Below are 26895 nucleotides of genomic sequence, written 5' to 3' on the forward strand. Positions count from 1 at the left end.
ATGGCACAGACCAAGCGTGAGAAGGCCATCAAGGCCGCCGTCGTTCCGGGCAAGGCATACGCCTTCGAGGACGCGATCAACATCCTGAAGAGCGCCACCAAGGCCAAGTTCGTCGAGTCGATCGACGTCGCTGTGCGCCTGGGCGTCGATGCGAAGAAGTCCGACCAGCAGGTCCGTGGCTCCACCGTGCTGCCGGCCGGTACCGGCAAGTCGGTCCGCGTCGCCGTGTTCGCTCCGGCCGGTGCCAAGGCTGACGAAGCCCTGGCCGCTGGCGCCGAAGCCGTCGGTATGGATGATCTGGCCGAGAAGATGCAGGCCGGCGATCTGAACTACGACGTCGTCATCGCGACCCCGGACGCCATGCGCGTCGTCGGTAAGCTGGGTACCGTGCTGGGCCCGCGCGGCCTGATGCCGAACCCGAAGGTCGGCACCGTTTCCCCGAACCCGGGTGAAGCCGTGAAGAACGCCAAGTCGGGTCAGGTCCGTTACCGCACCGACAAGGCCGGCATCATCCACTGCACCATCGGCAAGGCCGACTTCGCCGAAGACGCGCTGAAGTCGAACCTGACCGCGCTGCTGCTGGACCTGATCAAGGCCAAGCCGGCCACCTCGAAGGGCACCTACCTGCAGAAGGTTTCGGTCAGCTCGACGATGGGCCCGGGCGTCACCGTCGACCAGTCGTCGCTGACCCTGAAGTAATTGTTTCAAGCGGTCACGGTACCTTCGGTGCCGTGACCGTGACATTTGAAGGCATCGCTGGCAGTGCATCGCCCGCGGTAGCCGTCAAAGACCGCAGGCGCGGTCGTGGCAATACCGGCGACGGGCACGGAAGCTCGATCTGGCAAGGAGTCGCCGCCGGAGCAGTCATGAGCGCTTAATCGATTCCCAGGAATCACCCTGCGTAGATGGTGCCCTTCTGGAGTTTTTCTGGTTCACGCACGTCTGGGTTTCCCAGGTTGGCCCACTCCAGGTCTAGAACGGCCCACCCCCCGGAACATCATCCCGATGTTCCCGGCGTCCAGGACGGATGCCGCACAGGACCGCACACGGCAGGAGCCGTAAGCGGAGTTCAATAGGAGGAGTGCAATGGCTCTCAATCTGTCCCAGAAGCAAGAAGTAGTCGCCGAGCTGGCAGACGTCGCCGCCAAGGCCCACTCCTTGATCGCAGCCGAATACGCTGGCACCACGGTCGCCCAGATGACCGCGATGCGCAAGCAGGCTCGTGAAACCGGTGTTTTCTTGAAGGTTGTCAAGAACACCCTGGCTTCGCGCGCCGTTGAAGGCACCGAGTTCGCAGTCGCCCAGGACCAGATGGTTGGTCCGCTGCTGTACGCGTTCTCGCTCGAGGAGCCCGGCGCTGCCGGTCGCCTGATCAAGGAAGCCGCCAAGGGCAACGACAAGCTGAAGGCTAAGGTCGTCGCCATCGGTGGCGAAGTGTTCCCGGCAAGCCACGTCGACGTGCTGGCCTCGCTGCCGACCCGCGACCAGGCCCTGGCCATGCTGGCCCGCGTCCTGACCGAGCCGGTCACGATGTTTGCCCGCGCCATCAAGGCCGTTGGCGAGAAGCAGGGTGGTGGCGACGTCGCCGCCGACGCTGCCGAGCCGGCCGCCGAGACCGCCTGAGTTTCGACTTACCGTGGTTCCTGACGGAACCTCAACCCAGAAAATCATCCAAAGGTATTAATCATGTCCCTTACCAACGAACAGATCGTCGACGCCATCGCCGAGAAGTCCCTGATGGAAGTGATGGAGCTGGTCAAGGCCATCGAAGAGAAGTTCGGCGTCTCCGCCGCTGCTCCGGTTGCCGTGGCTGCTGCCGCTGGCCCGGCCGCTGCTGTTGAAGAGCAGACCGAGTTCACCGTCACCCTGAAGTCGGCCGGCGACAAGAAGGTCGAAGTCATCAAGGCCGTCCGTGCCATCACCGGCCTGGGCCTGAAGGAAGCGAAGGACCTGGCCGAAGCCGGTGGCGTCCTGAAGGATGCCGCTTCGAAGGAAGACGCCGAGAAGATGAAGAAGGACCTGGAAGCTGCTGGCGCGACTGTCGAAGTCAAGTAAGCAGTTACCTTGCATCGTCACCGATTCACGGCGATGCAGCCAAGGCTGGGGGCGTAAGCCCCCGGCCTTTGGTCGTTGTTGCGGTGTTGTGGATCCACGCTATGCGTGGATGTAATCGGTAGATCCACGCCATGCGTGGATGCAGGAAGCAGCAAAAAGCCCAACACGGGCTGCGGTCAGACCCCGGCAGGCCAGCGCAGAGCGCGGCAGCGGGGGAGTGGATGCAGACGAGTTGGCAGTTGGAAGTAGCGGGAGAAGGCGTGCTGGTGCCGGCAATACCAGCGACTTCCAACTGACAATTTCAAGTTCCCTTCGGATCGTGGGCGCACGATCCGCACAACAAGGTGGAAGACCTCATGACGTCCTATTCGTTCACCGAAAAAAAGCGTATCCGCAAGGATTTCGGCAAGCAGCGCTCGATTCTCGAAGTGCCGTTCCTGCTCGCCATCCAGGTGGATTCCTATCGTGAATTCCTGCAGGAAAACGTCGATCCGGCCAAGCGCACGGACCACGGCCTGCACGCTGCGCTGAAGTCGGTCTTCCCGATCGCCAGCTACAGCGGCAATGCTGCCCTGGAATACGTCGGCTACAAGCTGGGCGAGCCGGTCTTCGACGAGCGTGAGTGCCGCCAGCGTGGCATGAGCTACGGCGCCCCGCTGCGCGTGACCGTGCGCCTGGTGATCTACGACCGTGAGTCGTCGACCAAGGCCATCAAGTACGTGAAGGAGCAGGAGGTCTATCTGGGCGAAATCCCGCTGATGACCGAGAACGGCACCTTCATCGTCAACGGCACCGAGCGCGTCATCGTCTCGCAGCTGCACCGCTCGCCGGGCGTGTTCTTCGACCACGACCGTGGCAAGACCCACAGCTCGGGCAAGCTGCTGTACAGCGCCCGCATCATTCCCTACCGCGGCTCCTGGCTGGACTTCGAGTTCGACCCGAAGGACGCGCTGTTCACCCGTATCGACCGCCGCCGCAAGCTGCCGGTGTCGATCCTGCTGCGCGCGCTCGGCTACAGCAACGAAGAGATGCTGGCCGAGTTCTTCGAGATCAACACCTTCCACATCAACCCGGATGAAGGCGTCCAGCTGGAGCTGGTGCCGGAGCGCCTGCGTGGCGAAACCCTGGGCTTCGACCTCGCCGACGGCGACAAGGTCATCGTGGAAGCCGGTAAGCGCATCACCGCGCGCCACATCAAGCAGCTGGAAGCCTCGGGCATCGCCGCCCTGGCCGTGCCGGACGACTACATCGTCGGCCGCATCCTGTCGCACGACGTGGTCGATGCCTCGACCGGCGAACTGCTGGCGCAGGCCAACGACGAAATCAGCGACGAGCAGCTGCAGGCCTTCCGCAAGGCCGGTGTGGATGCCGTGGGCACCCTGTGGGTGAACGATCTGGACCGTGGCCCGTACCTGTCCAACACCCTGCGCATCGATCCGACCAAGACCCAGCTGGAAGCCCTGGTCGAGATCTACCGCATGATGCGACCGGGCGAGCCGCCGACCAAGGATGCCGCGCAGAACCTGTTCCACAACCTGTTCTTCACCTTCGAGCGCTACGACCTGTCCGCGGTCGGCCGCATGAAGTTCAACCGTCGCGTGGGCCGCAAGGAAACCACCGGCGAAGCCGTGCTGTACGACCGCAAGTACTACGGTGAGCGCAACGACGAAGAGTCCAAGCGCCTGGTCGCCGCCCATGGCGACAGCTCCGACATCCTGGACGTGATCAAGGTCCTGACCGAGATCCGCAACGGCCGCGGCGTGGTCGACGACATCGACCACCTGGGCAACCGTCGCGTGCGTTCGGTCGGCGAAATGGCCGAGAACGTGTTCCGCGTCGGCCTGGTCCGCGTCGAGCGCGCGGTCAAGGAGCGCCTGTCGATGGCCGAGTCGGAAGGCCTGACCCCGCAGGAGCTGATCAACGCCAAGCCGGTCGCCGCTGCCATCAAGGAGTTCTTCGGTTCCTCGCAGCTGTCGCAGTTCATGGACCAGAACAACCCGCTGTCGGAAGTGACCCATAAGCGTCGCGTCTCGGCCCTGGGCCCGGGCGGTCTGACCCGTGAGCGCGCCGGCTTCGAAGTGCGCGACGTGCACCCGACCCATTACGGCCGCGTCTGCACCATCGAAACCCCGGAAGGCCCGAACATCGGCCTGATCAACTCGCTGGCCGTGTACGCCCGCACCAACCAGTACGGTTTCCTCGAGACCCCGTACCGCAAGGTCGTGGACGGCAAGGTCTATGACGAAGTCGAGTTCCTGTCGGCCATCGAAGAAAACGAGTACGTCATTGCGCAGGCCAACGCCCTGACCAATGCCGACAGCGTGCTGACCGAGCAGTTCGTTCCGTGCCGCTTCCAGGGCGAATCGCTGCTGAAGCCGCCGGCGGAAGTCCACTTCATGGACGTCTCGCCGATGCAGACCGTGTCGATCGCGGCCGCGCTGGTTCCGTTCCTGGAGCACGATGACGCGAACCGTGCACTGATGGGCGCCAACATGCAGCGTCAGGCCGTGCCGACCCTGCGTGCGCAGAAGCCGCTGGTCGGTACCGGCATCGAGCGCGCCGTGGCGCGTGACTCCGGTGTGACCGTGAACGCCCGTCGTGGTGGTGAGATCGTGCAGATCGACGCCGCCCGCATCGTGGTCAAGGTCAACGAGGAAGAGATCGTTGGTGCCACCGACGCAGGCGTGGACATCTACAACCTGGTCAAGTACACCCGTTCGAACCAGAACACCTGCATCAACCAGCGTCCGCTGGTCCAGGTGGGTGACGTCATCGCCCGCGGCGACGTGCTGGCCGACGGTCCGTCCACCGACATCGGCGAACTGGCCCTGGGCCAGAACATGCTGATCGCGTTCATGCCGTGGAACGGCTACAACTTCGAAGACTCCATCCTGCTCTCCGAGCGCGTGGTGGAAGAGGATCGTTACACCACGATCCACATCGAAGAGCTGACCTGCGTCGCGCGTGACACCAAGCTGGGGCCGGAGGAAATCTCCGCCGACATCCCGAACGTCTCCGAGCAGGCGCTGAACCGCCTGGACGAGAGCGGCGTGGTGTACATCGGTGCCGAAGTCCGCGCCGGCGACATCATGGTCGGCAAGGTCACCCCGAAGGGCGAAAGCCAGCTGACCCCGGAAGAGAAGCTGCTGCGCGCGATCTTCGGCGAGAAGGCTTCGGACGTGAAGGACAGCTCGCTGCGCGTTCCGCCGGGTATGGACGGCACCGTCATCGACGTGCAGGTCTTCACCCGCGACGGCATCGAGAAGGACAAGCGCGCCCGCCAGATCGAAGAGTCCGAAATCAAGCGCGTCAAGAAGGACTTCGACGACCAGTTCCGCATCCTGGAAGCCGCCATCTACATGCGTCTGCGTTCGCAGATCGTGGGCAAGGTGGTCAACGGTGGCGCTGGCCTGAAGAAGGGTGATGTGATCACCGACGCCTTCCTGGACGGCCTGAAGAAGGCTGACTGGTTCGCCCTGCGCATGAAGGACGAGGACGCTTCGGAAGCCATCGAGCGCGCGCAGAAGCAGATCCAGGCGCACGAGAAGGAATTCGAGCGTCGCTTCGCCGACAAGCGCGGCAAGATCACCGCCGGTGACGACCTCGCCCCGGGCGTGCTGAAGATGGTCAAGGTGTTCCTGGCCGTGAAGCGCCGCATCCAGCCGGGCGACAAGATGGCAGGCCGCCACGGCAACAAGGGTGTGGTCTCCAACGTGGTGCCGGTCGAGGACATGCCGTACATGGCCTCGGGCGAGACCGTGGACATCGTGCTGAACCCGCTGGGCGTGCCGTCGCGTATGAACATCGGCCAGATCCTGGAAGTGCACCTGGGCTGGGCGGCCAAGGGCCTGGGTCGCAAGATCCAGGCGATGATGGAAGCCCAGGCCGCCGTTGCCGACCTGCGCAAGTTCCTGGACGACATCTACAACCACGACGACACCAACGTGGCCAACCGTGTCGACCTGTCGCAGTTCAGCGACGAGGAACTGCTGCGTCTGGCCCGTAACCTCACCGACGGCGTGCCGATGGCCACCCCGGTGTTCGACGGCGCCACCGAAGCGGAAATCAAGCGCATGCTGGAACTGGCCGACCTGCCGAGCAGTGGCCAGACCCAGCTGTACGACGGCCGCACCGGTGAAGCGTTCGATCGCCACACCACCGTGGGTTACATGCACTACCTGAAGCTGAACCACCTGGTCGACGACAAGATGCACGCCCGTTCGACCGGTCCGTACTCGCTCGTCACCCAGCAGCCGCTGGGCGGCAAGGCGCAGTTCGGCGGCCAGCGCTTCGGTGAAATGGAAGTCTGGGCGCTGGAAGCCTACGGCGCGGCCTACACCCTGCAGGAAATGCTGACGGTGAAGTCCGATGACGTGCAGGGCCGCAACCAGATGTACAAGAACATCGTCGACGGTGAGCACGAGATGGTCGCGGGCATGCCGGAATCCTTCAACGTGCTCGTGAAGGAAATCCGCTCGCTGGCCATCAACATGGAACTGGAAGACAACTGATCCATGCCGGCGCGGCGGTCCGCCGCCGCGCCGCTGGCAGTGAACTGAAAGCCCATCGACACAGCATTCCTCCTTCTGGAGAACACCATGAAAGACCTGCTCAACCTCTTCAACCAGCAGCGCCAGACGCTGGACTTCGACGCGATCAAGATCGCGCTGGCCTCGCCGGACCTGATCCGTTCGTGGTCCTTCGGCGAAGTGAAGAAGCCGGAAACCATCAATTACCGTACCTTCAAGCCGGAACGCGACGGCCTGTTCTGCGCCGCCATCTTCGGCCCGGTGAAGGACTACGAGTGCCTGTGCGGCAAGTACAAGCGCATGAAGCACCGCGGCGTGGTCTGCGAAAAGTGCGGCACCGAAGTGACCCTGGCCAAGGTGCGTCGTGAGCGCATGGGCCACATCGACCTGGCCTCGCCAGTCGCGCACATCTGGTTCCTGAAGTCGCTGCCGTCGCGCATCGGCCTGATGCTGGACATGACCCTGCGCGACATCGAGCGCGTGTTGTACTTCGAAGCCTACGTGGTGACCGAGCCGGGCCTGACCGCCCTGGAACGCCGCCAGCTGCTGACCGAAGAACAGTACCTGCAGGCCCGCCAGGAGCACGGTGACGACTTCGACGCCGCCATGGGCGCCGAAGCCGTGTACGAACTGCTGCGCACCATCGACCTGCAGTCGGAAATGACCCGCCTGCGCGAGGAAATCGCCGCTACCGGTTCGGAAACCAAGCTCAAGCGCCTCACCAAGCGCATCAAGCTGATCGAGGCCTTCCTGGAATCGGGCAACCGTCCGGAGTGGATGGTCATGACCGTGCTGCCGGTGCTGCCGCCGGACCTGCGTCCGCTGGTTCCGCTGGATGGCGGCCGCTTCGCGACCTCCGACCTGAACGACCTGTACCGCCGCGTCATCAACCGCAACAACCGCCTGCGCCGCCTGCTCGAACTGAGCGCGCCGGACATCATCGTGCGCAATGAAAAGCGCATGCTGCAGGAATCGGTCGATGCGCTGCTGGACAACGGCCGTCGCGGCCGTGCCATCACCGGCACCAACAAGCGCCCGCTGAAGTCGCTGGCCGACATGATCAAGGGCAAGCAGGGTCGCTTCCGCCAGAACCTGCTGGGCAAGCGCGTCGACTACTCGGGCCGTTCGGTCATCGTGGTCGGTCCGTACCTGCGCCTGCACCAGTGCGGCCTGCCGAAGAAGATGGCGCTTGAGCTGTTCAAGCCGTTCGTCTTCGCCAAGCTGCAGCGTCGTGGCCTGGCCACCACCATCAAGGCCGCCAAGAAGCTGGTCGAGCGCGAAGAAGCCGAAGTCTGGGACATCCTGGAAGAGGTCATCCGCGAGCATCCGGTGATGCTGAACCGTGCGCCGACCCTGCACCGCCTGGGTATCCAGGCGTTCGAGCCGGTGCTGATCGAAGGCAAGGCCATCCAGCTGCACCCGCTGGTCTGCACCGCGTTCAACGCCGACTTCGACGGTGACCAGATGGCCGTCCACGTGCCGCTCTCGCTGGAAGCCCAGCTGGAAGCGCGTGCGCTGATGATGTCGACCAACAACATCCTGTCGCCGGCCAACGGCGAGCCGATCATCGTGCCGTCGCAGGACGTCGTGCTGGGTCTGTACTACATGACCCGCTCGCTGGAAAACAAGAAGGGCGAGGGCATGGCCTTTGCCAACATCGCGGAAGTCAAGCGCGCCTACGACAACCGCGTGGTGGAACTGCACGCGCGCGTCAAGGTCCGCATCACCGAGGTGGTGACCGACGAGGACGGCATCAAGCAGAACAAGACCTCGATCGTGGACACCACGATCGGTCGCGCCCTGCTGGCTGAAATCCTGCCGGAAGGCCTGCCGTTCGCGCTGGCCAACACCGAGCTGACCAAGAAGAACATCAGCCGCCTGATCAACTCCAGCTACCGCCAGCTGGGTCTGAAGGACACGGTCGTGTTCGCCGACAAGCTGATGTACACCGGCTTCGCCTACGCGACCCGCGCCGGCGTCTCGATCGGCATCGACGACATGCTGATCCCGGACGAGAAGAAGGGCATCCTCACCGAGGCCGAAGCCGAAGTGCTGGAAATCCAGGAGCAGTACCAGTCGGGTCTGGTCACCGCCGGCGAGCGCTACAACAAGGTGGTCGACATCTGGTCGCGCACCAACGAGCGCATCGCCAAGGCGATGATGGACACCATCGGTACCGAGAAGGTGGTCAATGCCAAGGGTGAGACCATCGACCAGAAGTCGATGAACTCGCTGTACATCATGGCCGACTCCGGTGCGCGTGGTTCGCAGGCGCAGATCCGTCAGCTGGCCGGCATGCGTGGCCTGATGGCGCGTCCGGACGGCTCGATCATCGAGACGCCCATCAAGGCGAACTTCCGCGAAGGCCTGAACGTGCAGGAGTACTTCAACTCCACCCACGGTGCCCGTAAGGGTCTGGCCGATACCGCGCTGAAGACCGCGAACTCGGGTTACCTGACCCGTCGTCTGGTCGACGTCGCGCAGGACGTGGTGATCACCGAGGTGGATTGCGGTACCACCGAAGGCCTGATCATGACCCCGATCGTGGAAGGCGGCGACGTGGTCGAGCCGCTGAAGGACCGCGTGCTGGGTCGCGTGGTTGCCGAGGACGTGTTCCTGCCGGGCAACGACGAAGATCCGATCGTCACCCGCAACACCCTGCTGGACGAAGCCTGGGTCGCCAAGCTGGAAGATGCCGGCGTGCAGACCATCAAGGTCCGCTCGACCATCTCCTGCGAATCGGCCTTCGGCGTCTGCTCGCGCTGCTACGGCCGCGATCTGGCCCGTGGCCACCTGGTCAACATCGGTGAAGCGGTCGGCGTCATCGCCGCCCAGTCCATCGGTGAGCCGGGTACCCAGCTGACCATGCGTACGTTCCACATCGGTGGTGCGGCGTCGCGAGCTGCTGCGGTCGACAACATCACCGTCAAGACCACCGGCTCGGTGAAGTTCAGCAACCTCAAGTCGGTCGAGCATGCCAACGGCTCGCTGGTGGCAGTGTCGCGCTCGGGCGAAATCTCGGTGCTCGATGCCCACGGTCGTGAGCGTGAGCGTTACAAGCTGCCGTACGGTGCGACCATCACGTCCAAGGACGGTGATGCGATCAAGGCTGGCCAGACCGTGGCCAACTGGGATCCGCATAACCACCCGATCGTGTCGGAAGTGGCCGGCTTCATCCGCTTCATCGACTTCGTCGACGGCATCACCGTCATCGAGAAGACCGACGAGCTGACCGGCCTCGCTTCGCGCGAAATCACCGATCCGAAGCGTCGTGGTACCCAGGCCAAGGACCTGCGCCCGATCGTGCGCATCGTCGACGCCAAGGGCAACGACCTGTCGATCCCGGGCACCGATCTGCCGGCGCAGTACCTGCTGCCGCCGCGCTCGATCGTCAACCTGCAGGACGGCGCTGCTGTCGGCGTGGGTGACGTGGTCGCCAAGATCCCGCAGGAAGCGTCGAAGACCCGCGACATCACCGGTGGTCTGCCGCGCGTGGCCGACCTGTTCGAAGCGCGCAAGCCGAAGGATCCGGCGGTGCTGGCCGAGCGTTCGGGCATCATCAGCTTCGGCAAGGACACCAAGGGCAAGCAGCGCCTGATCATCAAGGACACCGATGGTTCGGAGCACGAAGAGCTGATTCCGAAGTACCGCCAGGTCATCGTGTTCGAAGGCGAGCATGTCACCAAGGGTGAAACCATCGTGGACGGCGAGCCGAGCCCGCAGGACATCCTGCGTCTGCTGGGTGTCGAACCGCTGGCCGCCTACCTGGTGAAGGAAATCCAGGACGTGTACCGCCTGCAGGGCGTGAAGATCAACGACAAGCACATCGAGGTGATCACCCGCCAGATGCTGCGCAAGGTCGAGATCACCGACCAGGGCAGCAGCAAGTTCCTGAACGGTGAACAGGTGGAGCGTCAGCGCGTTATCGAGGAGAATGCGCGCCTGTCGACCCGCAACGAGCTGCCGGCGCACTTCGATCCGGTCCTGCTGGGTATCACCAAGGCCTCGCTGGCGACCGAATCGTTCATCTCGGCCGCGTCGTTCCAGGAAACCACCCGCGTGCTGACCGAAGCGGCCGTCCGCGGCACCTCGGACAACCTGCGTGGCCTGAAGGAAAACGTCATCGTGGGTCGCCTGATTCCGGCCGGTACCGGCCTGGCGTACCACAGCAACCGCCGTCGCGGCGCTTCCGGTCTCACCGAGTCGGAAATGCAGACCCTGGCCGGCACCCCGGCCGCGGTCGAGGCTCCGGCCGTTGAAGCTGAAGCTGAACAGGTGTCTGGCGAAGAATGAGTTATCCGGTCCGGCCGCAAGGCCGGACCATCCCGTCGGTTCATCGACGGGTAGGGAAAGGGCAGGGGGATCGTCCGCGATCCTCCCCGCCAACCTGAACGGGGTACATGGAGGCCCCCCAGTAACGTTCCAGGATCAGGAACGGGCTTGACAGGAGGCGTTTGACTGCTTTCCTGGCAGGTTGCTACAATCGTCTGTCTCAGCAGGCCAGAATTTTGGCCTGCTTTAACATTTCCGCATCTCTGGTCGGATTTTCCGGCCACCAATCAGAAGAACCTACTGATGGCGACGATCAACCAGCTGGTCCGCAAGCCGCGGCAAGCGACCACCTACAAGAGTGCCTCGCCGGCGCTCGACAAGTGCCCGCAGCGCCGTGGCGTCTGCACCCGTGTCTACACCACCACTCCGAAGAAGCCGAACTCGGCTCTGCGCAAGGTTGCCAAGGTCCGCCTGACCAACCAGGAAGAAGTGATTTCCTACATCGGTGGTGAAGGCCACAACCTGCAGGAGCACTCCGTGGTCCTGATCCGCGGCGGTCGCGTCAAGGACCTGCCGGGTGTGCGTTACCACACCGTTCGTGGCTCGCTCGACGCCGCCGGCGTTGCCAAGCGTCGCCAGGCCCGTTCCAAGTACGGCGCCAAGCGTCCGAAGGCATAAGGAGAGAGCACTATGTCGCGTAAGGGTAATACTCCGCAGCGTTCCGTCCTGCCCGATCCGAAGCACGGAAGCGAAACCATCGCCCGCTTCATCAACATGGTCATGCAGAGCGGCAAGAAGTCCGTCGCCGAAAAGATCGTGTACGGCGCCATGGACGTGATCACCGAGAAGAACAGCAGCGCCAACGCCATTGAGCTGGTGCAGAAGGCTCTGGACAACGTCGCTCCGGCGGTCGAAGTCAAGTCGCGCCGCGTCGGTGGTGCCACCTACCAGGTGCCGGTCGAAGTGCGTTCGTCGCGCAAGATGGCTCTGGCCATGCGCTGGCTGATCGACTCCGCGCGCAAGCGTGGTGAGAACACCATGCCGAAGAAGCTGGCTGCTGAACTGATCGACGCCTCGGAAAACCGTGGCGGCGCCATCAAGAAGCGCGAAGAAACCCACCGCATGGCCGAAGCCAACAAGGCATTCGCCCACTACCGCTGGTGAGTTTGACGGCCTTGTAAAACAGGCAGGGCAGCACCACTTCGGTGCGTGCTGCCTCGCGGTCCCAGAAGGACTGCGCCAATCCGAAGGCCGCCGAAAGGCGGCGTTCGGCCATCCGAAATCCAAGAAATCTGAGAGGCTCCCGTGGCCCGTTCCACTCCCATCGAGCGTTACCGTAACTTCGGCATCATGGCTCACATCGATGCCGGCAAGACCACCACGTCCGAGCGCATCCTGTTCTACACCGGCAAGAGCCACAAGATCGGTGAAGTGCATGACGGCGCCGCCACCATGGACTGGATGGAGCAGGAGCAGGAGCGTGGCATCACGATCCAGTCCGCTGCCACCACCGCGTTCTGGAAGGGCATGGACAAGTCCCTGCCGGAGCACCGCTTCAACATCATCGACACCCCCGGGCACGTCGACTTCACCATCGAAGTGGAGCGCTCGCTGCGCGTGCTCGACGGTGCCGTCTTCGTCCTGTGTGCCGTCGGTGGCGTGCAGCCGCAGTCGGAAACCGTGTGGCGCCAGGCCAACAAGTACCACGTGCCGCGCATCGCGTTCGTCAACAAGATGGACCGCACCGGTGCCAACTTCCAGAAGGTCGTCGGCCAGCTGAAGGCCAAGCTGGGCGCGGTTGCCGTGCCGATGCAGCTGCCGATCGGCGCTGAAGACAACTTCAAGGGCGTCGTCGACCTGCTGAAGATGAAGGCCATCCACTGGGATGAGGCTTCGCAGGGCATGAAGTTCGAGTACGGTGAAATCCCGGCCGAGCTGCAGGGTCCGGCTGAAGAGGCTCGCCAGTTCATGGTCGAGACCGCTGCCGAAGCCAGCGAAGAGCTGATGGAAAAGTACCTGGGCGGCGAAGAGCTGGCCGAGGCTGAAATCATCAATGCGCTGCGTACCCGCACCCTGGCCACCGAGATCGTGCCGATGTACTGCGGCTCGGCCTTCAAGAACAAGGGCGTGCAGGCCATGCTGGACGGCGTGATCCAGCTGCTGCCGTCGCCGGTCGACGTGCCGGACGTGAAGGGCGTGGACGTTGACGACGACACTGTCGAAATGACCCGCAAGTCGGACGACAAGGCTCCGTTCTCGTCGCTGGCCTTCAAGATCATCACCGACCCGTTCGTCGGCGCGTTGACCTTCTTCCGTGTCTACTCGGGCACCCTGAACGGTGGCGACACCGTGCTGAACTCGGTGAAGGGCAAGAAGGAGCGCATCGGCCGCATCCTGCAGATGCACTCGAACAACCGCGAGGAAATCAAGGAAGTTCTGGCCGGTGACATCGCCGCTGCCGTGGGCCTGAAGGACACCACCACCGGTGACACCCTGTGCGCCGTGGACGCCCCGATCATCCTGGAGCGCATGACGTTCCCGGAGCCGGTGATCTCGATGGCCGTCGAGCCGAAGACCAAGTCGGACCAGGAAAAGATGGGCCTGGCCCTGGGCCGCCTGGCGCAGGAAGATCCGTCGTTCCGCGTCAAGACCGACGAAGAATCCGGCCAGACCATCATCTCGGGCATGGGCGAGCTGCACCTGGACATCATCGTCGACCGCCTGAAGCGCGAGTTCAACGTTGAAGCCAACGTCGGCGCGCCGCAGGTGGCCTACCGCGAAACCATCACCCTGGCCGACGTCAAGTCGGACTACAAGCACGCCAAGCAGTCCGGTGGTAAGGGTCAGTACGGTCACGTCGTGATCGAACTGTCGCCGATCACCGCTGCCGACCGTGCCGATCCGAAGCTGGCTCCGGCCATCAAGGACGACTTCCTGTTCATCAACGACATCACCGGCGGCGTGATCCCGAAGGAATTCATTCCGTCGGTTGAAAAGGGCCTGCGCGAAACCATCACCAGCGGTCCGCTGGCTGGCTTCCCGGTCGTGGACGTCAAGGTGAAGCTGGTGTTCGGTTCGTACCACGACGTCGACTCCTCGGAAATGGCGTTCAAGCTGGCTTCGTCGATGGCCTTCAAGCAGGGCTTCGCCAAGGCCAAGCCGGTGCTGCTGGAGCCGATCATGAAGGTCGAGATCGTGACCCCGGAGGATTACCAGGGTGACGTGATGGGCGACGTCAGCCGTCGTCGCGGCGTGCTGCAGGGTTCCGACACCACCGGTGACGGTTCGGCCAGCATCATCAACGCGATGATCCCGCTGGGTGAAATGTTCGGCTACGCCACTGCGCTGCGTTCGCAGACCCAGGGCCGCGCCACCTTCACCATGGAATTCGATCACTACGAGCCGGCGCCGACCAACATCGCCGAAGCCGTCATGAAGAAGGGCTGAGCCTCGCTCAGCCTCTCTTGAAACCACTTACGAACAATCAAGGTATAGAACAATGGCAAAGGGTAAGTTCGAGCGCACCAAGCCGCACGTCAACGTCGGCACCATCGGTCACGTCGACCACGGCAAGACCACGCTGACCGCTGCACTGACCAAGATCGGTGCCGAGCGCTTCGGTGGCGAGTTCAAGGATTACTCCTCGATCGACGCCGCGCCGGAAGAAAAGGCTCGTGGCATCACGATCTCGACCGCGCACGTCGAATACGAATCCCCGGTCCGTCACTACGCCCACGTGGATTGCCCGGGCCATGCTGACTACGTCAAGAACATGATCACCGGTGCCGCCCAGATGGACGGCGCGATCCTGGTGTGCTCGGCCGCTGACGGCCCGATGCCGCAGACCCGCGAGCACATCCTGCTGTCGCGCCAGGTCGGCGTGCCGTACATCGTCGTGTTCCTGAACAAGGCCGACATGGTTGACGACGCCGAGCTGCTCGAGTTGGTCGAGATGGAAGTGCGCGAGCTGCTGAGCAAGTACGACTTCCCGGGCGACGACACCCCGATCATCGCCGGTTCGGCCCGTCTGGCGCTGGAAGGCGACCAGAGCGACATCGGCGTGCCGGCCATCCTGAAGCTGGTCGACGCCCTGGACAGCTGGATTCCGGAGCCGGAGCGCGCGATCGACAAGCCGTTCCTGATGCCGGTGGAAGACGTGTTCTCGATCTCGGGCCGCGGCACCGTGGTGACCGGTCGTATCGAGCGCGGCGTGATCAAGGTTGGCGACGAAATCGAAATCGTCGGCATCCGTCCGGTGCAGAAGACCACCGTGACCGGCGTTGAAATGTTCCGCAAGCTGCTGGACCAGGGTCAGGCAGGCGACAACGCTGGCCTGCTGCTGCGCGGCACCAAGCGTGACGACGTCGAGCGTGGCCAGGTCCTGGCCAAGCCGGGTTCGATCAAGCCGCACACCAAGTTCGAAGGTGAAGTCTACGTCCTGTCGAAGGACGAGGGCGGCCGTCACACCCCGTTCTTCAACGGCTACCGTCCGCAGTTCTACTTCCGCACCACCGACATCACCGGCGCAGCTGCTCTGCCGGAAGGCGTCGAAATGGTGATGCCGGGTGACAACGTCAAGATGGTCGTCACCCTGATCAACCCGGTGGCAATGGACGAAGGCCTGCGCTTCGCCATCCGCGAAGGCGGCCGTACCGTCGGCGCCGGCGTGGTCTCGAAGATCATCGAGTAATCTGGTAGTATCTGCGCCCCGATGTTGCCTGGGTAGGGCATCGGGGCGTATCAAATGGGAAAGCAGGCACAGGATGTGCCTTGTGTTCCCCGGACCAGGAAGGGTCAATGCCATTCAGGCGGCGTCAACAGGCGACTGTTGACAGCTGCCTTGCGTGCCATTATGCTTCTACGTCTGGGCAGGCCGGGTAACTGGTCTGCCTACGTTTTTGAGGTCTATGGAGTGACCTTGGCGGCCTGCAGGACTGTGGGCCGTCCGTATTCAGGAATTTCATGGGACAAAGCAACCCAGAGGCTTTGTCTGTCGCTCTTTTAACGAAGGAACCTACCGCCATGGCGGACCAAAAGATCCGGATCCGGCTGAAAGCGTTCGATCATCGTCTGATCGACCGTTCGGCCAGCGAGATCGTTGAAACGGCAAAGCGGACCGGCGCGCAAGTGCGTGGCCCGATCCCGCTGCCGACCAAGATCGAGCGTTACACCGTTCTCGTTTCCCCGCACGTCGACAAGGACGCGCGTGACCAGTACGAGACCCGCACGCACAAGCGCGTGCTCGATATCGTTGACCCGAATGACAAGACCGTGGACGCGCTGATGAAGCTCGAACTGGCTGCCGGCGTCGACGTTCAGATCAAGCTGACCTGAGGACTACGACCATGACGAAGAAGTATTCGTTGGGCTTCGTGGGCCGCAAGGCTGGCATGAGCCGCGTGTTCACTGAAGATGGCCGCTCCATCCCGGTGACCCTGATCGAAGCAACCCCGAACCGCATCGCGCAGATCAAGACCGTCGAAACCGACGGCTACAGCGCCGTGCAGGTGACCGTCGGCGCGCGTCGCGCTGCCCTGGTCAACAAGCCGGAAGCCGGCCACTTCGCCAAGGCGAAGGTGGAAGCGGGTCGTGGCCTGTGGGAATTCCGCGTTGAAGACGCGCAGCTCGGCGATTTCGCCGTTGGCGGCGAAGTCAAGGCGGACATCTTCGAAGTCGGCCAGATCGTCGACGTCCAGGGTGTCACCAAGGGTAAGGGCTTCCAGGGCACCATCAAGCGCCACAACTTCCGTATGGGCGATGCAACCCACGGTAACTCGCTGTCGCATCGCGCGCCGGGTTCGCTGGGTCAGCGCCAGACCCCGGGTCGTGTTTTCCCGGGCAAGAAGATGTCGGGCCACATGGGCGCGGTGCAGCAGAGCACCCAGAACCTGGAAGTGGTCAAGGTCGACGTCGAGCGCGGTCTGATCGCGGTTCGCGGCGCCGTTCCGGGCGCGGCGGGTGGCGACGTGATCGTCCGTCCGGCGAGCAAGGCATAAGGAGAGATGACGATGGAACTCGTTATCACGGGTAGCAACAACAAGGTCTCGGTCTCCGACGCCGTGTTCGGTCGCGATTTCAGCGAAGATCTGGTCCACCAGGTCGTCGTTGCCTACCGCAACGCCGGTCGCGCCGGCACCAAGGCACAGAAGACTCGCTCCGAAGTGGCTGGTACCACCAAGAAGTCGAAGAAGCAGAAGGGCGGCGGCGCGCGTCATGGCGCACTGACGGCTCCGATCTTCGTCGGCGGCGGTGTCACCTTCGCGGCCAAGCCGCGCAGCTTCGAGCAGAAGGTCAATCGTAAGCAGTACCGTGCCGCCATGTGCGCGATCCTGTCCGAGCTGAACCGTCAGGGCCGTCTGACCATCGTGGAGTCCTTCGACGTCGAAGTGACCAACACGAAGGGTCTGATCGCCAAGCTGGCCGGCCTGGAAGTGGGCAAGCGCCCGCTGATCGTCACCGAAGAAGCGTCCGAGCACCTGTACCTGTCCGCCCGCAATCTGCCGTACGTGCAGGTGCGTGACGTCCAGGGTCTGGATCCGGTCTCGCTGGTGGGTGCCGACACGGTCGTCATCACCGCTGACGCGGTCAAGAAGGTCGAGGAGTGGCTGGCATGAACAGCAACGAAAAAATCTTCAGCGTGCTGCGTGCCCCGCGTGTCTCCGAAAAGACCGCGCGCCTGCAGGAACTCTCCAACCAGTATGTCTTCGAAGTTTCGAACGAAGCCACCAAGGCCGATGTAAAGGCCGCGGTTGAGCAGCTGTTCGACGTCAAGGTCGAAGCCGTCAACGTGGTCAACGTCAAGGGCAAGAACAAGTCCTTCCGTAACCGTGCTGGCCGCCGCGGCGATTGGCGCAAGGCGTACGTTCGCCTGGCCGATGGCCAGTCGATCGATGTAACGGCCAAGGCCTGAGGTACATCCCATGCCATTGATGAAATTCAAGCCCACTTCCCCCGGCCGCCGTTCGGCCGTGCGCGTGGTCACTCCCGACCTGCACAAGGGTGCTCCGCACGCTGCGCTGGTCGAGTCGCAGAGCCGCTCGGGTGGTCGTAACCACCATGGCCGCATCACCGTGCGTCACGTCGGTGGTGGTGCCAAGCAGCACTACCGCATCATCGACTTCAAGCGCAACAAGCTGGGCATCCCGGCGCGCGTGGAACGCATCGAATACGATCCGAACCGCACCGCCCACATCGCTCTGCTGTGCTACGTCGACGGTGAGCGTCGCTACATCATCGCCCCGAAGGGCCTGAAGGCTGGTGATCAGGTGATCGCTGGTTCGGATGCCCCGATCAAGGCCGGCAACACCCTGCCGCTGCGCAACATCCCGGTCGGCACCACCATCCACTGCATCGAACTGAAGCCGGGCAAGGGCGCTCAGATCGCTCGCGCCGCTGGTGCGGCCGTGCAGCTGGTGGCTCGCGAAGGCATCTACGCCACCCTGCGCCTGCGCTCGGGTGAAATGCGCAAGGTTCCGGTCGAGTGCTGCGCCACCATCGGCGAAGTCGGCAACGACGAGCACAGCCTGGAAAAGCTGGGCAAGGCCGGTGCCAAGCGTTGGCGCGGCGTCCGCCCGACCGTTCGTGGTGCAGCCATGAACCCGGTTGACCACCCGCACGGTGGTGGTGAGGCGAAGGCCGGCCAGGGTAATCCGCATCCGGTCACCCCGTGGGGTGTCCCGACCAAGGGTTACAAGACGCGCCATAACAAGCGCACTCAGCAGTTCATCGTCCGCGATCGTAGGGGCTAATCGACCATGGCACGTTCACTCAAGAAGGGCCCGTTCGTCGATCACCACCTCGTCAAGAAGGTGGAGGCCGCTGCGGGCAGCAAGAAGCCGATCAAGACCTGGTCGCGCCGTTCGATGATCCTGCCTGACATGGTAGGCGTCACCATTGCCGTGCATAACGGCAAGAACCACATCCCGGTTCTCGTCAACGAGAACATGGTCGGCCACAAGCTCGGCGAATTTGCCATCACCCGGACCTTCAAGGGTCACGGTGGTGACAAGAAGTCGGGCAAGTAAGGAGAGATGACAATGGAAGCGAAAGCCATCCTGCGCACTGCGCGCATCTCCCCGCAGAAGGCTCGTCTGGTCGCTGACCAGGTGCGCGGTCTGCCGGCCGAGCGTGCGGTCAACCTGCTGAAGTTCTCGGACAAGAAGGCTGCCCACCTGATCAAGAAGGTGGTGGAGTCGGCTATTGCAAATGCCGAAAACAACCAGGGCGCCGACGTCGACGAGCTGAAGGTTCAGACCATCATGGTTGATGAAGGTCCGACCCTGAAGCGTTTCATGGCGCGGGCGAAAGGCCGCGGTACCCGCATCCTCAAGCGCACCAGCCACATCACTGTGGTTGTGGGCGCCGCCAAGTAAGCGGATAAGGAAAAGACCATGGGTCATAAAGTTCATCCGATTGGTATCCGCCTCGGCATTTCCAAGGACTGGAACTCCAAGTGGTACGCCAACAAGGCCGAGTTCGCTGGTTACCTGGCAGCCGACCTGAAAGTGCGCGAAATGCTGCGCAAGAAGCTGGCTCAGGCCGGCATCAGCAAGATCCTGATCGAGCGTCCGGCCAAGACCGCTCGCGTGACGATCCACACCGCCCGTCCGGGCGTGGTGATCGGCAAGCGCGGTGAGGACATCGAGAAGCTGCGCAAGGAAGTGAGCGAGATGATGGGCGTCCCGGCGCACATCAACGTCACCGAAGTGCGCAAGCCGGAACTGGACGCGCAGCTCGTTGCCGAGTCGATCGCCCAGCAGCTGGAGCGTCGCATCATGTTCCGCCGCGCAATGAAGCGCTCGGTCGGCAACGCGATGCGCCTGGGTGCCCTGGGCATCAAGGTCAACGTGGGTGGCCGCCTCAACGGTGCAGAAATCGCCCGTTCGGAGTGGTACCGCGAAGGCCGCGTGCCGCTGCACACCCTGCGTGCCGACATCGACTATGGCTTCGCTGAAGCCAAGACGACCTACGGCATCATCGGCATCAAGGTCTGGATCTACAAGGGCGAGGTCTTCGATTTCTCCCAGGTTGGCCAGGAAAAGCAGGACGACACCCCGTCGCGCAACGATCGTCACGATCGCGGCGACCGTGGTGACCGTCAGCGCCCGGCCCGTGAAGCGAGGTAACGACAATGTTGCAACCCAAGCGAACCAAGTACCGCAAGGTACACAAGGGCCGTAACGATGGCCTGAGCTGGAGCGCCAACGCTGTCAGCTTCGGCGAATACGGCCTGAAGGCAACCGCACACGGTCAGCTGACCGCGCGTCAGATCGAAGCGGCCCGCCGCTCGATCAGCCGCTACGTCAAGCGCGGCGGCAAGATGTGGATCCGCGTGTTCCCCGACAAGCCCATCACCAAGAAGCCCATCGAAGTCCGAATGGGTTCTGGTAAGGGTAACGTGGAATACTGGGTGGCCCAGATCCAGCCCGGCCGCATGATCTATGAAATCGAGGGTGTTTCCGAGGAAGTGGCTCGCGAGGCGTTCCGCCTGGCCGCCGCCAAGCTCTCGGTCACCACCACTTTCGTGACCCGTACGGTGCGCTGATGGATATCAAAACTCTCCGTGAAAAGTCGGCTGACGAACTCAAGGCCCACCTGATCGACCTGCGTAAGGAACAGTTCTCTGTCCGTATGCAGCAGGTCACCGGCCAGCTGCCGAAGACCCACGACATTCGCCGGGTCCGTCGCGAGATTGCTCGCGTCAAGACCCTGCTCGGCAGCACGAAGTAAGGATGGCCGCTATGAGCGACAATACTGAAAAGAAGACGCTGCGCACGGTCGAAGGCCGTGTCGTCAGCAACAAGATGGACAAGACGGTTACCGTCCTGGTTGAGCGTCAGGTCAAGCACGCGCTGTACGGCAAGTACATCAAGCGCTCGACCAAGCTGCACGCCCACGATGCCGACAACGCCTGCAAGGAAGGCGACGTCGTCCGCGTGACCGAGATTGCTCCGATGTCCAAGACCAAGAACTGGCGCGTGGTGGAAGTCATCACGCGTGCGGCTGAATAAGGAGTCTGAATCATGATCCAGATGCAGAGCTACCTTGACGTCGCGGACAATTCGGGTGCCAAGCAGGTGATGTGCTTCAAGGTGCTGGGTGGTTCCAAGCGCCGTTACGCCGGCATCGGCGACATCATCAAGGTCACCGTGAAGGATGCGATTCCGCGCGGCAAGGTCAAGAAGGGTGAAGTGTATGACGCCGTCGTGGTGCGTACCCGCAAGGGTGTGCGTCGCGCCGACGGCTCGCTGATCCGCTTCGACGGCAACGCTGCCGTTCTGCTGAACAGCAAGCAGGAGCCGATCGGTACCCGTATCTTCGGGCCGGTGACCCGTGAACTTCGTTCGGAGAAGTTCATGAAGATCGTCTCGCTCGCTCCCGAAGTGCTGTGAGCGACAGGAGATAATCATGGCTAACCGTATCAAGAAGGGCGACCAGGTTGTCGTCAACGCTGGCAAGGACAAGGGCAAGCAGGGCGAAGTCGTCCGCGTCGACGGCGACCGTGTGGTCGTCGCCAACGTGAACATCGTCAAGCGCCACACCAAGCCGAACCCGCAGGCAGGTGTTGCCGGCGGCGTGGTCGAGCGCGAAGCTTCGATCCATATCTCCAACGTGAATGTTCTGAACCCGGCTTCGGGCAAGGGCGAACGCGTTGGCTTCAAGGTGCTGGAGGATGGACGCAAACTGCGTGTGTTCCGCTCCAGCGGTGAGGCGCTCGACGCCTGAGGAATGAGAAGATGAGTTCCCGTCTCGAAAAGTTCTACAAGGACGAAGTGGTGCCGGCGCTGATGAAGCAGTTCGGCTACACCAATCCGATGGAAGTGCCGAAGCTGGTTAAGGTCACCCTGAACATGGGTGTCGGCGAAGCGGCCACCAACAAGAAGATCCTGGAAAACGCCGTCGGCGACATGACCAAGATTTCCGGCCAGAAGCCGGTTGTCACCAAGTCGCGTGTGTCGGTTGCGTCGTTCAAGATCCGCGATGGTTGGCCGATCGGCTGCAAGACCACGCTGCGTCGCCACAAGATGTACGAGTTCCTGGATCGCCTGATCAACATCTCGCTGCCGCGCGTGCGCGACTTCCGTGGTGTTTCCGGTCGTTCCTTCGACGGCCGCGGCAACTTCAACATGGGTGTGAAGGAGCAGATCATCTTCCCGGAAATCGACTTCGACGCCGTCGACGCGATCCGCGGTATGGATATCGCCATCACCACCACTGCGAAGACCGACGCGGAAGCGAAGGCGCTGCTGGCAGCGTTCAAGTTCCCGTTCCGTAACTGATCTGTCGAGGAAACCGAAATGGCAAAGACCTCCATGGTCAACCGCGACATCAAGCGGGAAAAGCTGGCAAAGAAGTACGCTGAAAAGCGTGCAGCTCTGAAGAAGATCGTGTCCTCCGTGGACGCGACCTACGAAGAGAAGATCGACGCCGCAACCAAGCTGGCCAAGCTGCCGCGCGATTCGTCGCCGAGCCGCCAGCGCAACCGTTGCGAGCTGTCGGGTCGTCCGCGTGGCGTCTACAGCAAGTTCGGCCTGGGCCGTAACAAGCTGCGTGAAGCCACCATGCGTGGCGACGTCCCGGGTCTGCGCAAGGCCAGCTGGTAATCCCAGCCGGCCCTGCGATCGGGAGCCCCACCGGGGTTCCTGAACCGGGCAGGGGAGGCATTCAGCCTTCCCGACGCAAAAAAACCGAAGAGCCCGGCGCAAGCCGGGCTCTTTTGGCGTATACTCCCGCGTCTTGCCCTGTGCAAACGGGGTTGTAGGAGTGGGCTTCCGGCCCGCTGCATCAAGGGACCTGGCCCGTTTCCAGGAGACAACAGATTTTCGCGAAAGCGGATATCGGTGCACTCAAAGGTACTCATATGAGCATGACTGATCCCATCGCCGACCTGCTGGTCCGCATCAAGAATGCGGCTGCGGTTGGCAAGCAGACGGTGAAAGCCCCGTCGTCCAAGATCAAGGTTGCGATCGCCCAGGTCCTGAAGGACGAGGGTTACATCACCGACCTGCGCGTGACCCAGCTGGAAAACAACAAGTCCGAGCTGGAAATCGTGCTGAAGTATTTCGAAGGTAAGCCGGTCATCGCGACCCTGAAGCGCTTCTCGCGTTCGGGCCTGCGCCAGTACCGCGGCAAGAGCGAGCTGCCGAAGGTCATGAACGGCCTGGGTATCTCCATCATTTCCACCTCCAAGGGCATCATGACTGATGCGCAGGCGCGCCAGCTGGGCGTCGGCGGCGAAGTCCTGTGCTTCGTGGCCTAAGGCGAAAGGAGTAGAACTATGTCCCGCGTAGCCAAGAAGCCGATCGACCTGGGTAAGGTTGAACTGAACGTCCAGTCGGACAGCGTCACCGCCAAGGGCCCGAAGGGCACCCTGTCGCTGGCCAAGCCGGCCGGTATTGCCATCAACGTCGACAACGGCGTTGCCACCCTGAGCACCGAGAACGCCGACCTGGTCGCACTGACCGGCACCGTGCGTGCGATCCTGTCCAACATGGTCAAGGGCGTGTCCGAAGGCTTCGAGCGCAAGCTGGAGCTGGTCGGCGTGGGTTACCGCGCTGCCATGCAGGGCAAGGACCTGAGCCTGTCGCTGGGCTTCTCGCACCCGGTCGTGTTCGTGGCGCCGGAAGGCATCACCATCACCACCCCGACCCAGACCGAGATCCTGGTCCAGGGCGCTGACAAGCAGGTCGTCGGTGAAGTTGCCGCCAAGATCCGCGCGTTCCGCAAGCCGGAGCCGTACAAGGGCAAGGGCGTGAAGTACTCCGACGAAGTCATCATCCGTAAGGAAGCCAAGAAGGCGTAAGCGCGAGTCCCTCGCAAGAGCCCGCACATCCCTGTGCGGACTCCTCAGGGAAAAGCCCATCCTTCAGCTTTCAAGGAATAATCAAAATGAACAAGAACATCGCCCGCCTGCGTCGCGCCAAGTCGACCCGCGCCCACATCCGTGAGCTCGGCGTCGCCCGCCTGTCGGTGCTGCGCACCGGCCAGCACCTGTACGCCCAGGTCTTCACCGCCGACGGTTCCAAGGTGCTGGCTGCCGCCAACACCACCCAGACCGACGTCATGGAAGGCCTGAAGAACGGCAAGAACGCCGACGCCGCCGCCAAGGTCGGCCGCATCGTCGCTGAGCGCGCCAAGGCCGCCGGCGTCGAGAAGGTTGCCTTCGATCGTTCGGGCTACCGCTACCACGGCCGCATCAAGGCCCTGGCAGAAGCCGCCCGCGAAGCCGGCCTGCAGTTCTAAGGGATAAGGGCAGGGGACCTGTGGTCTCCTGCCCGCCTGCTCGCCAGCCTGAGTGAGGCTGGACGGCGCCACTCTTCTGCAGTGGCCCACCGGAACAACGCGACATTCCACAACCATAAGCGGCCCCGAGCCGTACATACCCAAACTACCAAGGAATCAAAATGGCAGAAGAGCGTCAGCAGCGGGGTCGCGATCGCGACCGTAACCGCGAAGAGAAAGTCGACGACGGCATGATCGAAAAGCTGGTCGCGGTCAACCGCGTCAGCAAGACCGTCAAGGGTGGCCGCCAGTTCACCTTCACCGCCCTGACCGTTGTCGGCGACGGCGAAGGCAAGGTCGGTTTCGGCTATGGCAAGGCCCGCGAAGTGCCGGTCGCCATCCAGAAGTCGATGGAACAGGCCCGCAAGAACCTGGTCAGCGTTGACCTGAACAACGGCACCCTGTGGCACACCATCAAGGATGGTCACGGCGCAGCCCGCGTGTTCATGCAGCCGGCTTCCGAAGGTACCGGCGTCATCGCCGGCGGTGCCATGCGCGCCGTGCTGGAAGCGGTTGGCGTGAAGAACGTGCTGGCCAAGGCCACCGGTTCGCGCAACCCGATCAACCTGGTGCGTGCCACCGTGAAGGGCCTGTCTGCTGCGCAGTCGCCGGCTCGCATCGCGGCCAAGCGCGGCAAGAAGGTGGAGGAACTCAACCATGGCTAATGAGTCCAACAAGACTGTGAAGGTGCGCCTGGTGCGTGGCCTGCGTGGTACCCAGTCGCGTCACCGCCTGTCGGTGCGTGCCCTGGGCCTGAACAAGCTCAACGATGTGCGTGAACTGAAGGACAGCCCGCAGGTTCGCGGTCTGATCAACACCGTTCACTACCTCGTCAAGGTTGAGGAGTAATCGATCATGACTCTGCGTCTCAATGAACTGAGCCCGGCACCGGGCGCCCGCACCGAGCGCACCCGCGTCGGTCGCGGTATCGGCTCGGGCCTGGGCAAGACTGCCGGCCGCGGCCACAAGGGTTCGTTCGCCCGCAAGGGTGGCGGCAAGATCAAGGCTGGCTTCGAAGGCGGCCAGACCCCCATGCAGCGTCGTCTGCCGAAGATCGGCTTCCGTTCGCCGATCGCCAAGGACACCGCTGAAGTGCTGCTGTACGCGCTGGACAAGCTGCCGGCCGGTGAGATCGACTTCGCCGCCCTGCGTGCTGCCAAGCTGGTCCCGAGCACTGCCAAGAAGGCCAAGGTCGTCGTCAAGGGCGAAGTGACCAAGGCGTTCACCCTGAAGGGTATTGCTGCCACGGCTGGTGCCAAGGCCGCGATCGAAGCTGCCGGCGGCAGCGTAACGGAGTAAGAAAATCATGGCGCAAGCTGGCATCGGTAACCTCGCGGGCGGAATGGGCAAGTTCACTGAACTTCGCCAACGTTTGCTGTTCGTCGTCGGGGCTTTGATCGTCTATCGCATCGGCTGCTACGTGCCGGTGCCGGGCGTCAATCCCGATGCCATGCTTGCCATGATGCAACAGCAGGGCGGCGGCATCGTGGACATGTTCAACATGTTCTCGGGCGGCGCCCTGCACCGTTTCAGCATCTTCGCGCTGAACGTGATGCCGTACATCTCGGCATCGATCGTGATGCAGCTGGCCGTGCACATCTTCCCCGCCCTGAAGGCGATGCAGAAGGAAGGTGAGTCCGGCCGCCGCAAGATCACCCAGTATTCGCGCATCGGCGCCGTGCTGCTGGCAGTGGTGCAGGGCGGCTCGATCGCACTGGCCCTGCAGGGCCAGGTCTCGCCGTCGGGCGCTCCGGTGGTGTATGCGCCGGGCATGGGCTTCGTGCTCACCGCCGTGGTCGCGCTGACCGCCGGCACCATGTTCCTGATGTGGGTCGGTGAGCAGGTCACCGAGCGCGGCATCGGCAACGGCGTGTCGCTGATCATCTTTGCCGGTATCGTCGCCGGCCTGCCGGGTGCGGTCATCCACACCTTCGACGCCTACCGCGACGGCAACATCCAGTTCATCCAGCTGCTGCTGATCGCCATTGTCGTGCTCGCCTTCACCTTCTTCGTGGTGTTCGTCGAGCGCGGCCAGCGCCGGATCACGGTGAACTACGCGCGCCGCCAGGGCGGTCGCAACGCGTACATGAACCAGACCTCGTTCCTGCCGCTGAAGCTCAACATGGCCGGCGTCATCCCGGCGATCTTCGCCTCGAGCCTGCTGGCCTTCCCGGCCACCCTGGCCATGTGGTCCGGCCAGGCTGCCAACCAGAGCAGCATGGGCCAGATCCTGCAGAAGGTCGCCAATGCCCTGGGCCCGGGCGAGCCGCTGCACATGATCGTCTTCGCCGCGCTGATCACCGGTTTCGCGTTCTTCTATACCGCGCTGGTGTTCAACTCGCAGGAAACCGCCGACAACCTGAAGAAGTCGGGCGCGCTGATTCCGGGCATCCGTCCGGGCAAGGCAACCGCCGACTACATCGACGGCGTGCTGACCCGCCTGACCGCAGCCGGCTCGGCCTACCTGGTGATCGTCTGCCTGCTGCCGGAACTGATGCGCACGCAGCTGAACGCCTCGTTCTACTTCGGCGGTACTTCGCTGCTGATCGTGGTGGTGGTGGTGATGGACTTCATCGCCCAGGTGCAGGCGCACCTGATGTCCCACCAGTACGAGAGCCTGCTGAAGAAGGCCAACCTGAAGGGTGGCAACCGCGGCGGTTTTGCCCGCGGCTGATTGGCCTGTTATACTTTCGTCTTCCTGACGTGATGGTCCCTCCGCTTCGCGGACTCCGGCCACACAAACGAAGGGCGGCCCCCG

The 26895-nt window shown here is 63.1% G+C and carries 31 protein-coding genes; all 31 read left to right on the top strand.

What is annotated here, in order from left to right:
- The 31 genes from rplA (at position 1) to secY (ending at position 26811) form a co-directional block, all read left to right on the top strand.
- A complete protein-coding gene (gene rplA, locus ACZK4H_RS03865) occupies positions 1–699 on the top strand; it encodes a 50S ribosomal protein L1 (protein WP_004154350.1) in 699 nt (232 codons plus the stop codon).
- A gap of 387 nt (positions 700–1086) precedes the next feature.
- Entirely contained in the window at positions 1087–1623 is a 537-nt protein-coding gene (rplJ, locus tag ACZK4H_RS03870; RefSeq protein ID WP_005408203.1) for a 50S ribosomal protein L10, read from the top strand.
- Between the two features lie 63 nt (positions 1624–1686).
- A complete protein-coding gene (gene rplL, locus ACZK4H_RS03875; RefSeq protein ID WP_099551233.1) occupies positions 1687–2055 on the top strand; it encodes a 50S ribosomal protein L7/L12 in 369 nt (122 codons plus the stop codon).
- A gap of 356 nt (positions 2056–2411) precedes the next feature.
- Positions 2412–6566 (top strand): DNA-directed RNA polymerase subunit beta, encoded by a 4155-nt coding sequence (gene rpoB, locus ACZK4H_RS03880; RefSeq protein WP_099551232.1) that lies wholly within the window; start codon positions 2412–2414, stop codon positions 6564–6566.
- 87 nt (positions 6567–6653) lie between these two features.
- The gene (rpoC, locus tag ACZK4H_RS03885; RefSeq protein WP_099551231.1) at positions 6654–10877 is read left to right on the top strand and encodes a DNA-directed RNA polymerase subunit beta'; all 4224 of its coding nucleotides are present in this window, start codon (positions 6654–6656) and stop codon (positions 10875–10877) included.
- 282 nt (positions 10878–11159) lie between these two features.
- Positions 11160–11534, top strand: coding sequence for a 30S ribosomal protein S12 (gene rpsL, locus ACZK4H_RS03890; protein ID WP_004145320.1), 375 nt, complete (start codon positions 11160–11162; stop codon positions 11532–11534).
- Between the two features lie 12 nt (positions 11535–11546).
- Entirely contained in the window at positions 11547–12020 is a 474-nt protein-coding gene (rpsG, locus tag ACZK4H_RS03895) for a 30S ribosomal protein S7 (protein WP_004145321.1), read from the top strand.
- Between the two features lie 141 nt (positions 12021–12161).
- Positions 12162–14303: an elongation factor G gene (gene fusA / locus ACZK4H_RS03900; RefSeq protein ID WP_005408207.1), complete on the top strand. Its 2142-nt coding sequence runs from the start codon at positions 12162–12164 to the stop codon at positions 14301–14303.
- 52 nt (positions 14304–14355) lie between these two features.
- Positions 14356–15546 (top strand): elongation factor Tu, encoded by a 1191-nt coding sequence (tuf, locus tag ACZK4H_RS03905; protein ID WP_004154360.1) that lies wholly within the window; start codon positions 14356–14358, stop codon positions 15544–15546.
- A gap of 332 nt (positions 15547–15878) precedes the next feature.
- Entirely contained in the window at positions 15879–16190 is a 312-nt protein-coding gene (gene rpsJ / locus ACZK4H_RS03910; RefSeq protein ID WP_005408208.1) for a 30S ribosomal protein S10, read from the top strand.
- 11 nt (positions 16191–16201) lie between these two features.
- Positions 16202–16852: a 50S ribosomal protein L3 gene (gene rplC / locus ACZK4H_RS03915; RefSeq protein ID WP_004145336.1), complete on the top strand. Its 651-nt coding sequence runs from the start codon at positions 16202–16204 to the stop codon at positions 16850–16852.
- 12 nt (positions 16853–16864) lie between these two features.
- Complete coding sequence (rplD, locus tag ACZK4H_RS03920; protein WP_004145337.1) at positions 16865–17470, top strand: 50S ribosomal protein L4; 606 nt, start codon at positions 16865–16867, stop codon at positions 17468–17470.
- Positions 17467–17766, top strand: a complete 300-nt coding sequence (rplW, locus tag ACZK4H_RS03925; RefSeq protein WP_004145338.1) for a 50S ribosomal protein L23 — start codon at positions 17467–17469, stop codon at positions 17764–17766. The genes rplD and rplW overlap by 4 nt, the downstream gene beginning before the upstream one ends.
- 10 nt (positions 17767–17776) lie before the next feature.
- Positions 17777–18604, top strand: coding sequence for a 50S ribosomal protein L2 (gene rplB, locus ACZK4H_RS03930; protein WP_004145339.1), 828 nt, complete (start codon positions 17777–17779; stop codon positions 18602–18604).
- A 6-nt stretch (positions 18605–18610) separates the two neighbouring features.
- A complete protein-coding gene (gene rpsS / locus ACZK4H_RS03935; protein WP_004154485.1) occupies positions 18611–18880 on the top strand; it encodes a 30S ribosomal protein S19 in 270 nt (89 codons plus the stop codon).
- A gap of 12 nt (positions 18881–18892) precedes the next feature.
- Positions 18893–19228: a 50S ribosomal protein L22 gene (rplV, locus tag ACZK4H_RS03940; protein ID WP_004145348.1), complete on the top strand. Its 336-nt coding sequence runs from the start codon at positions 18893–18895 to the stop codon at positions 19226–19228.
- A gap of 18 nt (positions 19229–19246) precedes the next feature.
- Positions 19247–19981 (top strand): 30S ribosomal protein S3, encoded by a 735-nt coding sequence (gene rpsC, locus ACZK4H_RS03945; protein WP_004145350.1) that lies wholly within the window; start codon positions 19247–19249, stop codon positions 19979–19981.
- Between the two features lie 5 nt (positions 19982–19986).
- Entirely contained in the window at positions 19987–20400 is a 414-nt protein-coding gene (gene rplP / locus ACZK4H_RS03950) for a 50S ribosomal protein L16 (RefSeq protein ID WP_004154486.1), read from the top strand.
- Positions 20400–20585 (top strand): 50S ribosomal protein L29, encoded by a 186-nt coding sequence (gene rpmC / locus ACZK4H_RS03955; RefSeq protein ID WP_004154487.1) that lies wholly within the window; start codon positions 20400–20402, stop codon positions 20583–20585. Before rplP ends, rpmC begins: the two co-directional genes overlap by 1 nt.
- Positions 20586–20596: 11 nt before the next feature.
- Positions 20597–20866, top strand: coding sequence for a 30S ribosomal protein S17 (gene rpsQ / locus ACZK4H_RS03960; RefSeq protein WP_004154489.1), 270 nt, complete (start codon positions 20597–20599; stop codon positions 20864–20866).
- A 12-nt stretch (positions 20867–20878) separates the two neighbouring features.
- Positions 20879–21247 carry a 50S ribosomal protein L14 gene (gene rplN, locus ACZK4H_RS03965; protein WP_004145357.1) on the top strand — a complete coding sequence of 123 codons (369 nt, stop codon included), beginning with the start codon at positions 20879–20881 and terminating at the stop codon, positions 21245–21247.
- Between the two features lie 16 nt (positions 21248–21263).
- Positions 21264–21581, top strand: a complete 318-nt coding sequence (rplX, locus tag ACZK4H_RS03970; RefSeq protein WP_004154490.1) for a 50S ribosomal protein L24 — start codon at positions 21264–21266, stop codon at positions 21579–21581.
- Positions 21582–21592: 11 nt separating this feature from the next.
- On the top strand, positions 21593–22135 hold the full coding sequence (gene rplE, locus ACZK4H_RS03975; RefSeq protein ID WP_004154491.1) for a 50S ribosomal protein L5: 543 nt from the start codon (positions 21593–21595) through the stop codon (positions 22133–22135).
- 18 nt (positions 22136–22153) lie between these two features.
- Positions 22154–22459 carry a 30S ribosomal protein S14 gene (rpsN, locus tag ACZK4H_RS03980; protein WP_005408209.1) on the top strand — a complete coding sequence of 102 codons (306 nt, stop codon included), beginning with the start codon at positions 22154–22156 and terminating at the stop codon, positions 22457–22459.
- 257 nt (positions 22460–22716) lie between these two features.
- Entirely contained in the window at positions 22717–23115 is a 399-nt protein-coding gene (gene rpsH, locus ACZK4H_RS03985) for a 30S ribosomal protein S8 (protein ID WP_005408210.1), read from the top strand.
- An 18-nt stretch (positions 23116–23133) separates the two neighbouring features.
- Positions 23134–23658, top strand: a complete 525-nt coding sequence (rplF, locus tag ACZK4H_RS03990; RefSeq protein WP_099551229.1) for a 50S ribosomal protein L6 — start codon at positions 23134–23136, stop codon at positions 23656–23658.
- Positions 23659–23738: 80 nt separating this feature from the next.
- Positions 23739–24098 (top strand): 50S ribosomal protein L18, encoded by a 360-nt coding sequence (gene rplR, locus ACZK4H_RS03995; protein ID WP_024957318.1) that lies wholly within the window; start codon positions 23739–23741, stop codon positions 24096–24098.
- Positions 24099–24259: 161 nt separating this feature from the next.
- Positions 24260–24802: a 30S ribosomal protein S5 gene (rpsE, locus tag ACZK4H_RS04000; protein WP_004145411.1), complete on the top strand. Its 543-nt coding sequence runs from the start codon at positions 24260–24262 to the stop codon at positions 24800–24802.
- The gene (gene rpmD, locus ACZK4H_RS04005; protein WP_004154497.1) at positions 24795–24986 is read left to right on the top strand and encodes a 50S ribosomal protein L30; all 192 of its coding nucleotides are present in this window, start codon (positions 24795–24797) and stop codon (positions 24984–24986) included. Before rpsE ends, rpmD begins: the two co-directional genes overlap by 8 nt.
- Before the next feature lie 6 nt (positions 24987–24992).
- The gene (gene rplO / locus ACZK4H_RS04010; RefSeq protein WP_004154498.1) at positions 24993–25436 is read left to right on the top strand and encodes a 50S ribosomal protein L15; all 444 of its coding nucleotides are present in this window, start codon (positions 24993–24995) and stop codon (positions 25434–25436) included.
- 7 nt (positions 25437–25443) lie between these two features.
- Complete coding sequence (gene secY / locus ACZK4H_RS04015; protein WP_049447091.1) at positions 25444–26811, top strand: preprotein translocase subunit SecY; 1368 nt, start codon at positions 25444–25446, stop codon at positions 26809–26811.
- The last annotated feature ends 84 nt before the right edge of the window (positions 26812–26895 follow it).

The sequence above is a fragment of the Stenotrophomonas sp. 78350_Sma genome, assembly GCF_056482105.1.

Coding starts and splice junctions, on each gene's coding strand:
- rplA (WP_004154350.1), top strand. CDS start 1: ATGGCACAGACCAAGCGTGAGAAGGCCATCAAGGCCGCCGTCGTTCCG.
- rplJ (WP_005408203.1), top strand. CDS start 1,087: ATGGCTCTCAATCTGTCCCAGAAGCAAGAAGTAGTCGCCGAGCTGGCA.
- rplL (WP_099551233.1), top strand. CDS start 1,687: ATGTCCCTTACCAACGAACAGATCGTCGACGCCATCGCCGAGAAGTCC.
- rpoB (WP_099551232.1), top strand. CDS start 2,412: ATGACGTCCTATTCGTTCACCGAAAAAAAGCGTATCCGCAAGGATTTC.
- rpoC (WP_099551231.1), top strand. CDS start 6,654: ATGAAAGACCTGCTCAACCTCTTCAACCAGCAGCGCCAGACGCTGGAC.
- rpsL (WP_004145320.1), top strand. CDS start 11,160: ATGGCGACGATCAACCAGCTGGTCCGCAAGCCGCGGCAAGCGACCACC.
- rpsG (WP_004145321.1), top strand. CDS start 11,547: ATGTCGCGTAAGGGTAATACTCCGCAGCGTTCCGTCCTGCCCGATCCG.
- tuf (WP_004154360.1), top strand. CDS start 14,356: ATGGCAAAGGGTAAGTTCGAGCGCACCAAGCCGCACGTCAACGTCGGC.
- rpsJ (WP_005408208.1), top strand. CDS start 15,879: ATGGCGGACCAAAAGATCCGGATCCGGCTGAAAGCGTTCGATCATCGT.
- rplC (WP_004145336.1), top strand. CDS start 16,202: ATGACGAAGAAGTATTCGTTGGGCTTCGTGGGCCGCAAGGCTGGCATG.
- rplD (WP_004145337.1), top strand. CDS start 16,865: ATGGAACTCGTTATCACGGGTAGCAACAACAAGGTCTCGGTCTCCGAC.
- rplW (WP_004145338.1), top strand. CDS start 17,467: ATGAACAGCAACGAAAAAATCTTCAGCGTGCTGCGTGCCCCGCGTGTC.
- rplB (WP_004145339.1), top strand. CDS start 17,777: ATGCCATTGATGAAATTCAAGCCCACTTCCCCCGGCCGCCGTTCGGCC.
- rpsS (WP_004154485.1), top strand. CDS start 18,611: ATGGCACGTTCACTCAAGAAGGGCCCGTTCGTCGATCACCACCTCGTC.
- rplV (WP_004145348.1), top strand. CDS start 18,893: ATGGAAGCGAAAGCCATCCTGCGCACTGCGCGCATCTCCCCGCAGAAG.
- rpsC (WP_004145350.1), top strand. CDS start 19,247: ATGGGTCATAAAGTTCATCCGATTGGTATCCGCCTCGGCATTTCCAAG.
- rplP (WP_004154486.1), top strand. CDS start 19,987: ATGTTGCAACCCAAGCGAACCAAGTACCGCAAGGTACACAAGGGCCGT.
- rpmC (WP_004154487.1), top strand. CDS start 20,400: ATGGATATCAAAACTCTCCGTGAAAAGTCGGCTGACGAACTCAAGGCC.
- rpsQ (WP_004154489.1), top strand. CDS start 20,597: ATGAGCGACAATACTGAAAAGAAGACGCTGCGCACGGTCGAAGGCCGT.
- rplN (WP_004145357.1), top strand. CDS start 20,879: ATGATCCAGATGCAGAGCTACCTTGACGTCGCGGACAATTCGGGTGCC.
- rplX (WP_004154490.1), top strand. CDS start 21,264: ATGGCTAACCGTATCAAGAAGGGCGACCAGGTTGTCGTCAACGCTGGC.
- rplE (WP_004154491.1), top strand. CDS start 21,593: ATGAGTTCCCGTCTCGAAAAGTTCTACAAGGACGAAGTGGTGCCGGCG.
- rpsN (WP_005408209.1), top strand. CDS start 22,154: ATGGCAAAGACCTCCATGGTCAACCGCGACATCAAGCGGGAAAAGCTG.
- rpsH (WP_005408210.1), top strand. CDS start 22,717: ATGAGCATGACTGATCCCATCGCCGACCTGCTGGTCCGCATCAAGAAT.
- rplF (WP_099551229.1), top strand. CDS start 23,134: ATGTCCCGCGTAGCCAAGAAGCCGATCGACCTGGGTAAGGTTGAACTG.
- rpsE (WP_004145411.1), top strand. CDS start 24,260: ATGGCAGAAGAGCGTCAGCAGCGGGGTCGCGATCGCGACCGTAACCGC.
- rpmD (WP_004154497.1), top strand. CDS start 24,795: ATGGCTAATGAGTCCAACAAGACTGTGAAGGTGCGCCTGGTGCGTGGC.
- rplO (WP_004154498.1), top strand. CDS start 24,993: ATGACTCTGCGTCTCAATGAACTGAGCCCGGCACCGGGCGCCCGCACC.
- secY (WP_049447091.1), top strand. CDS start 25,444: ATGGCGCAAGCTGGCATCGGTAACCTCGCGGGCGGAATGGGCAAGTTC.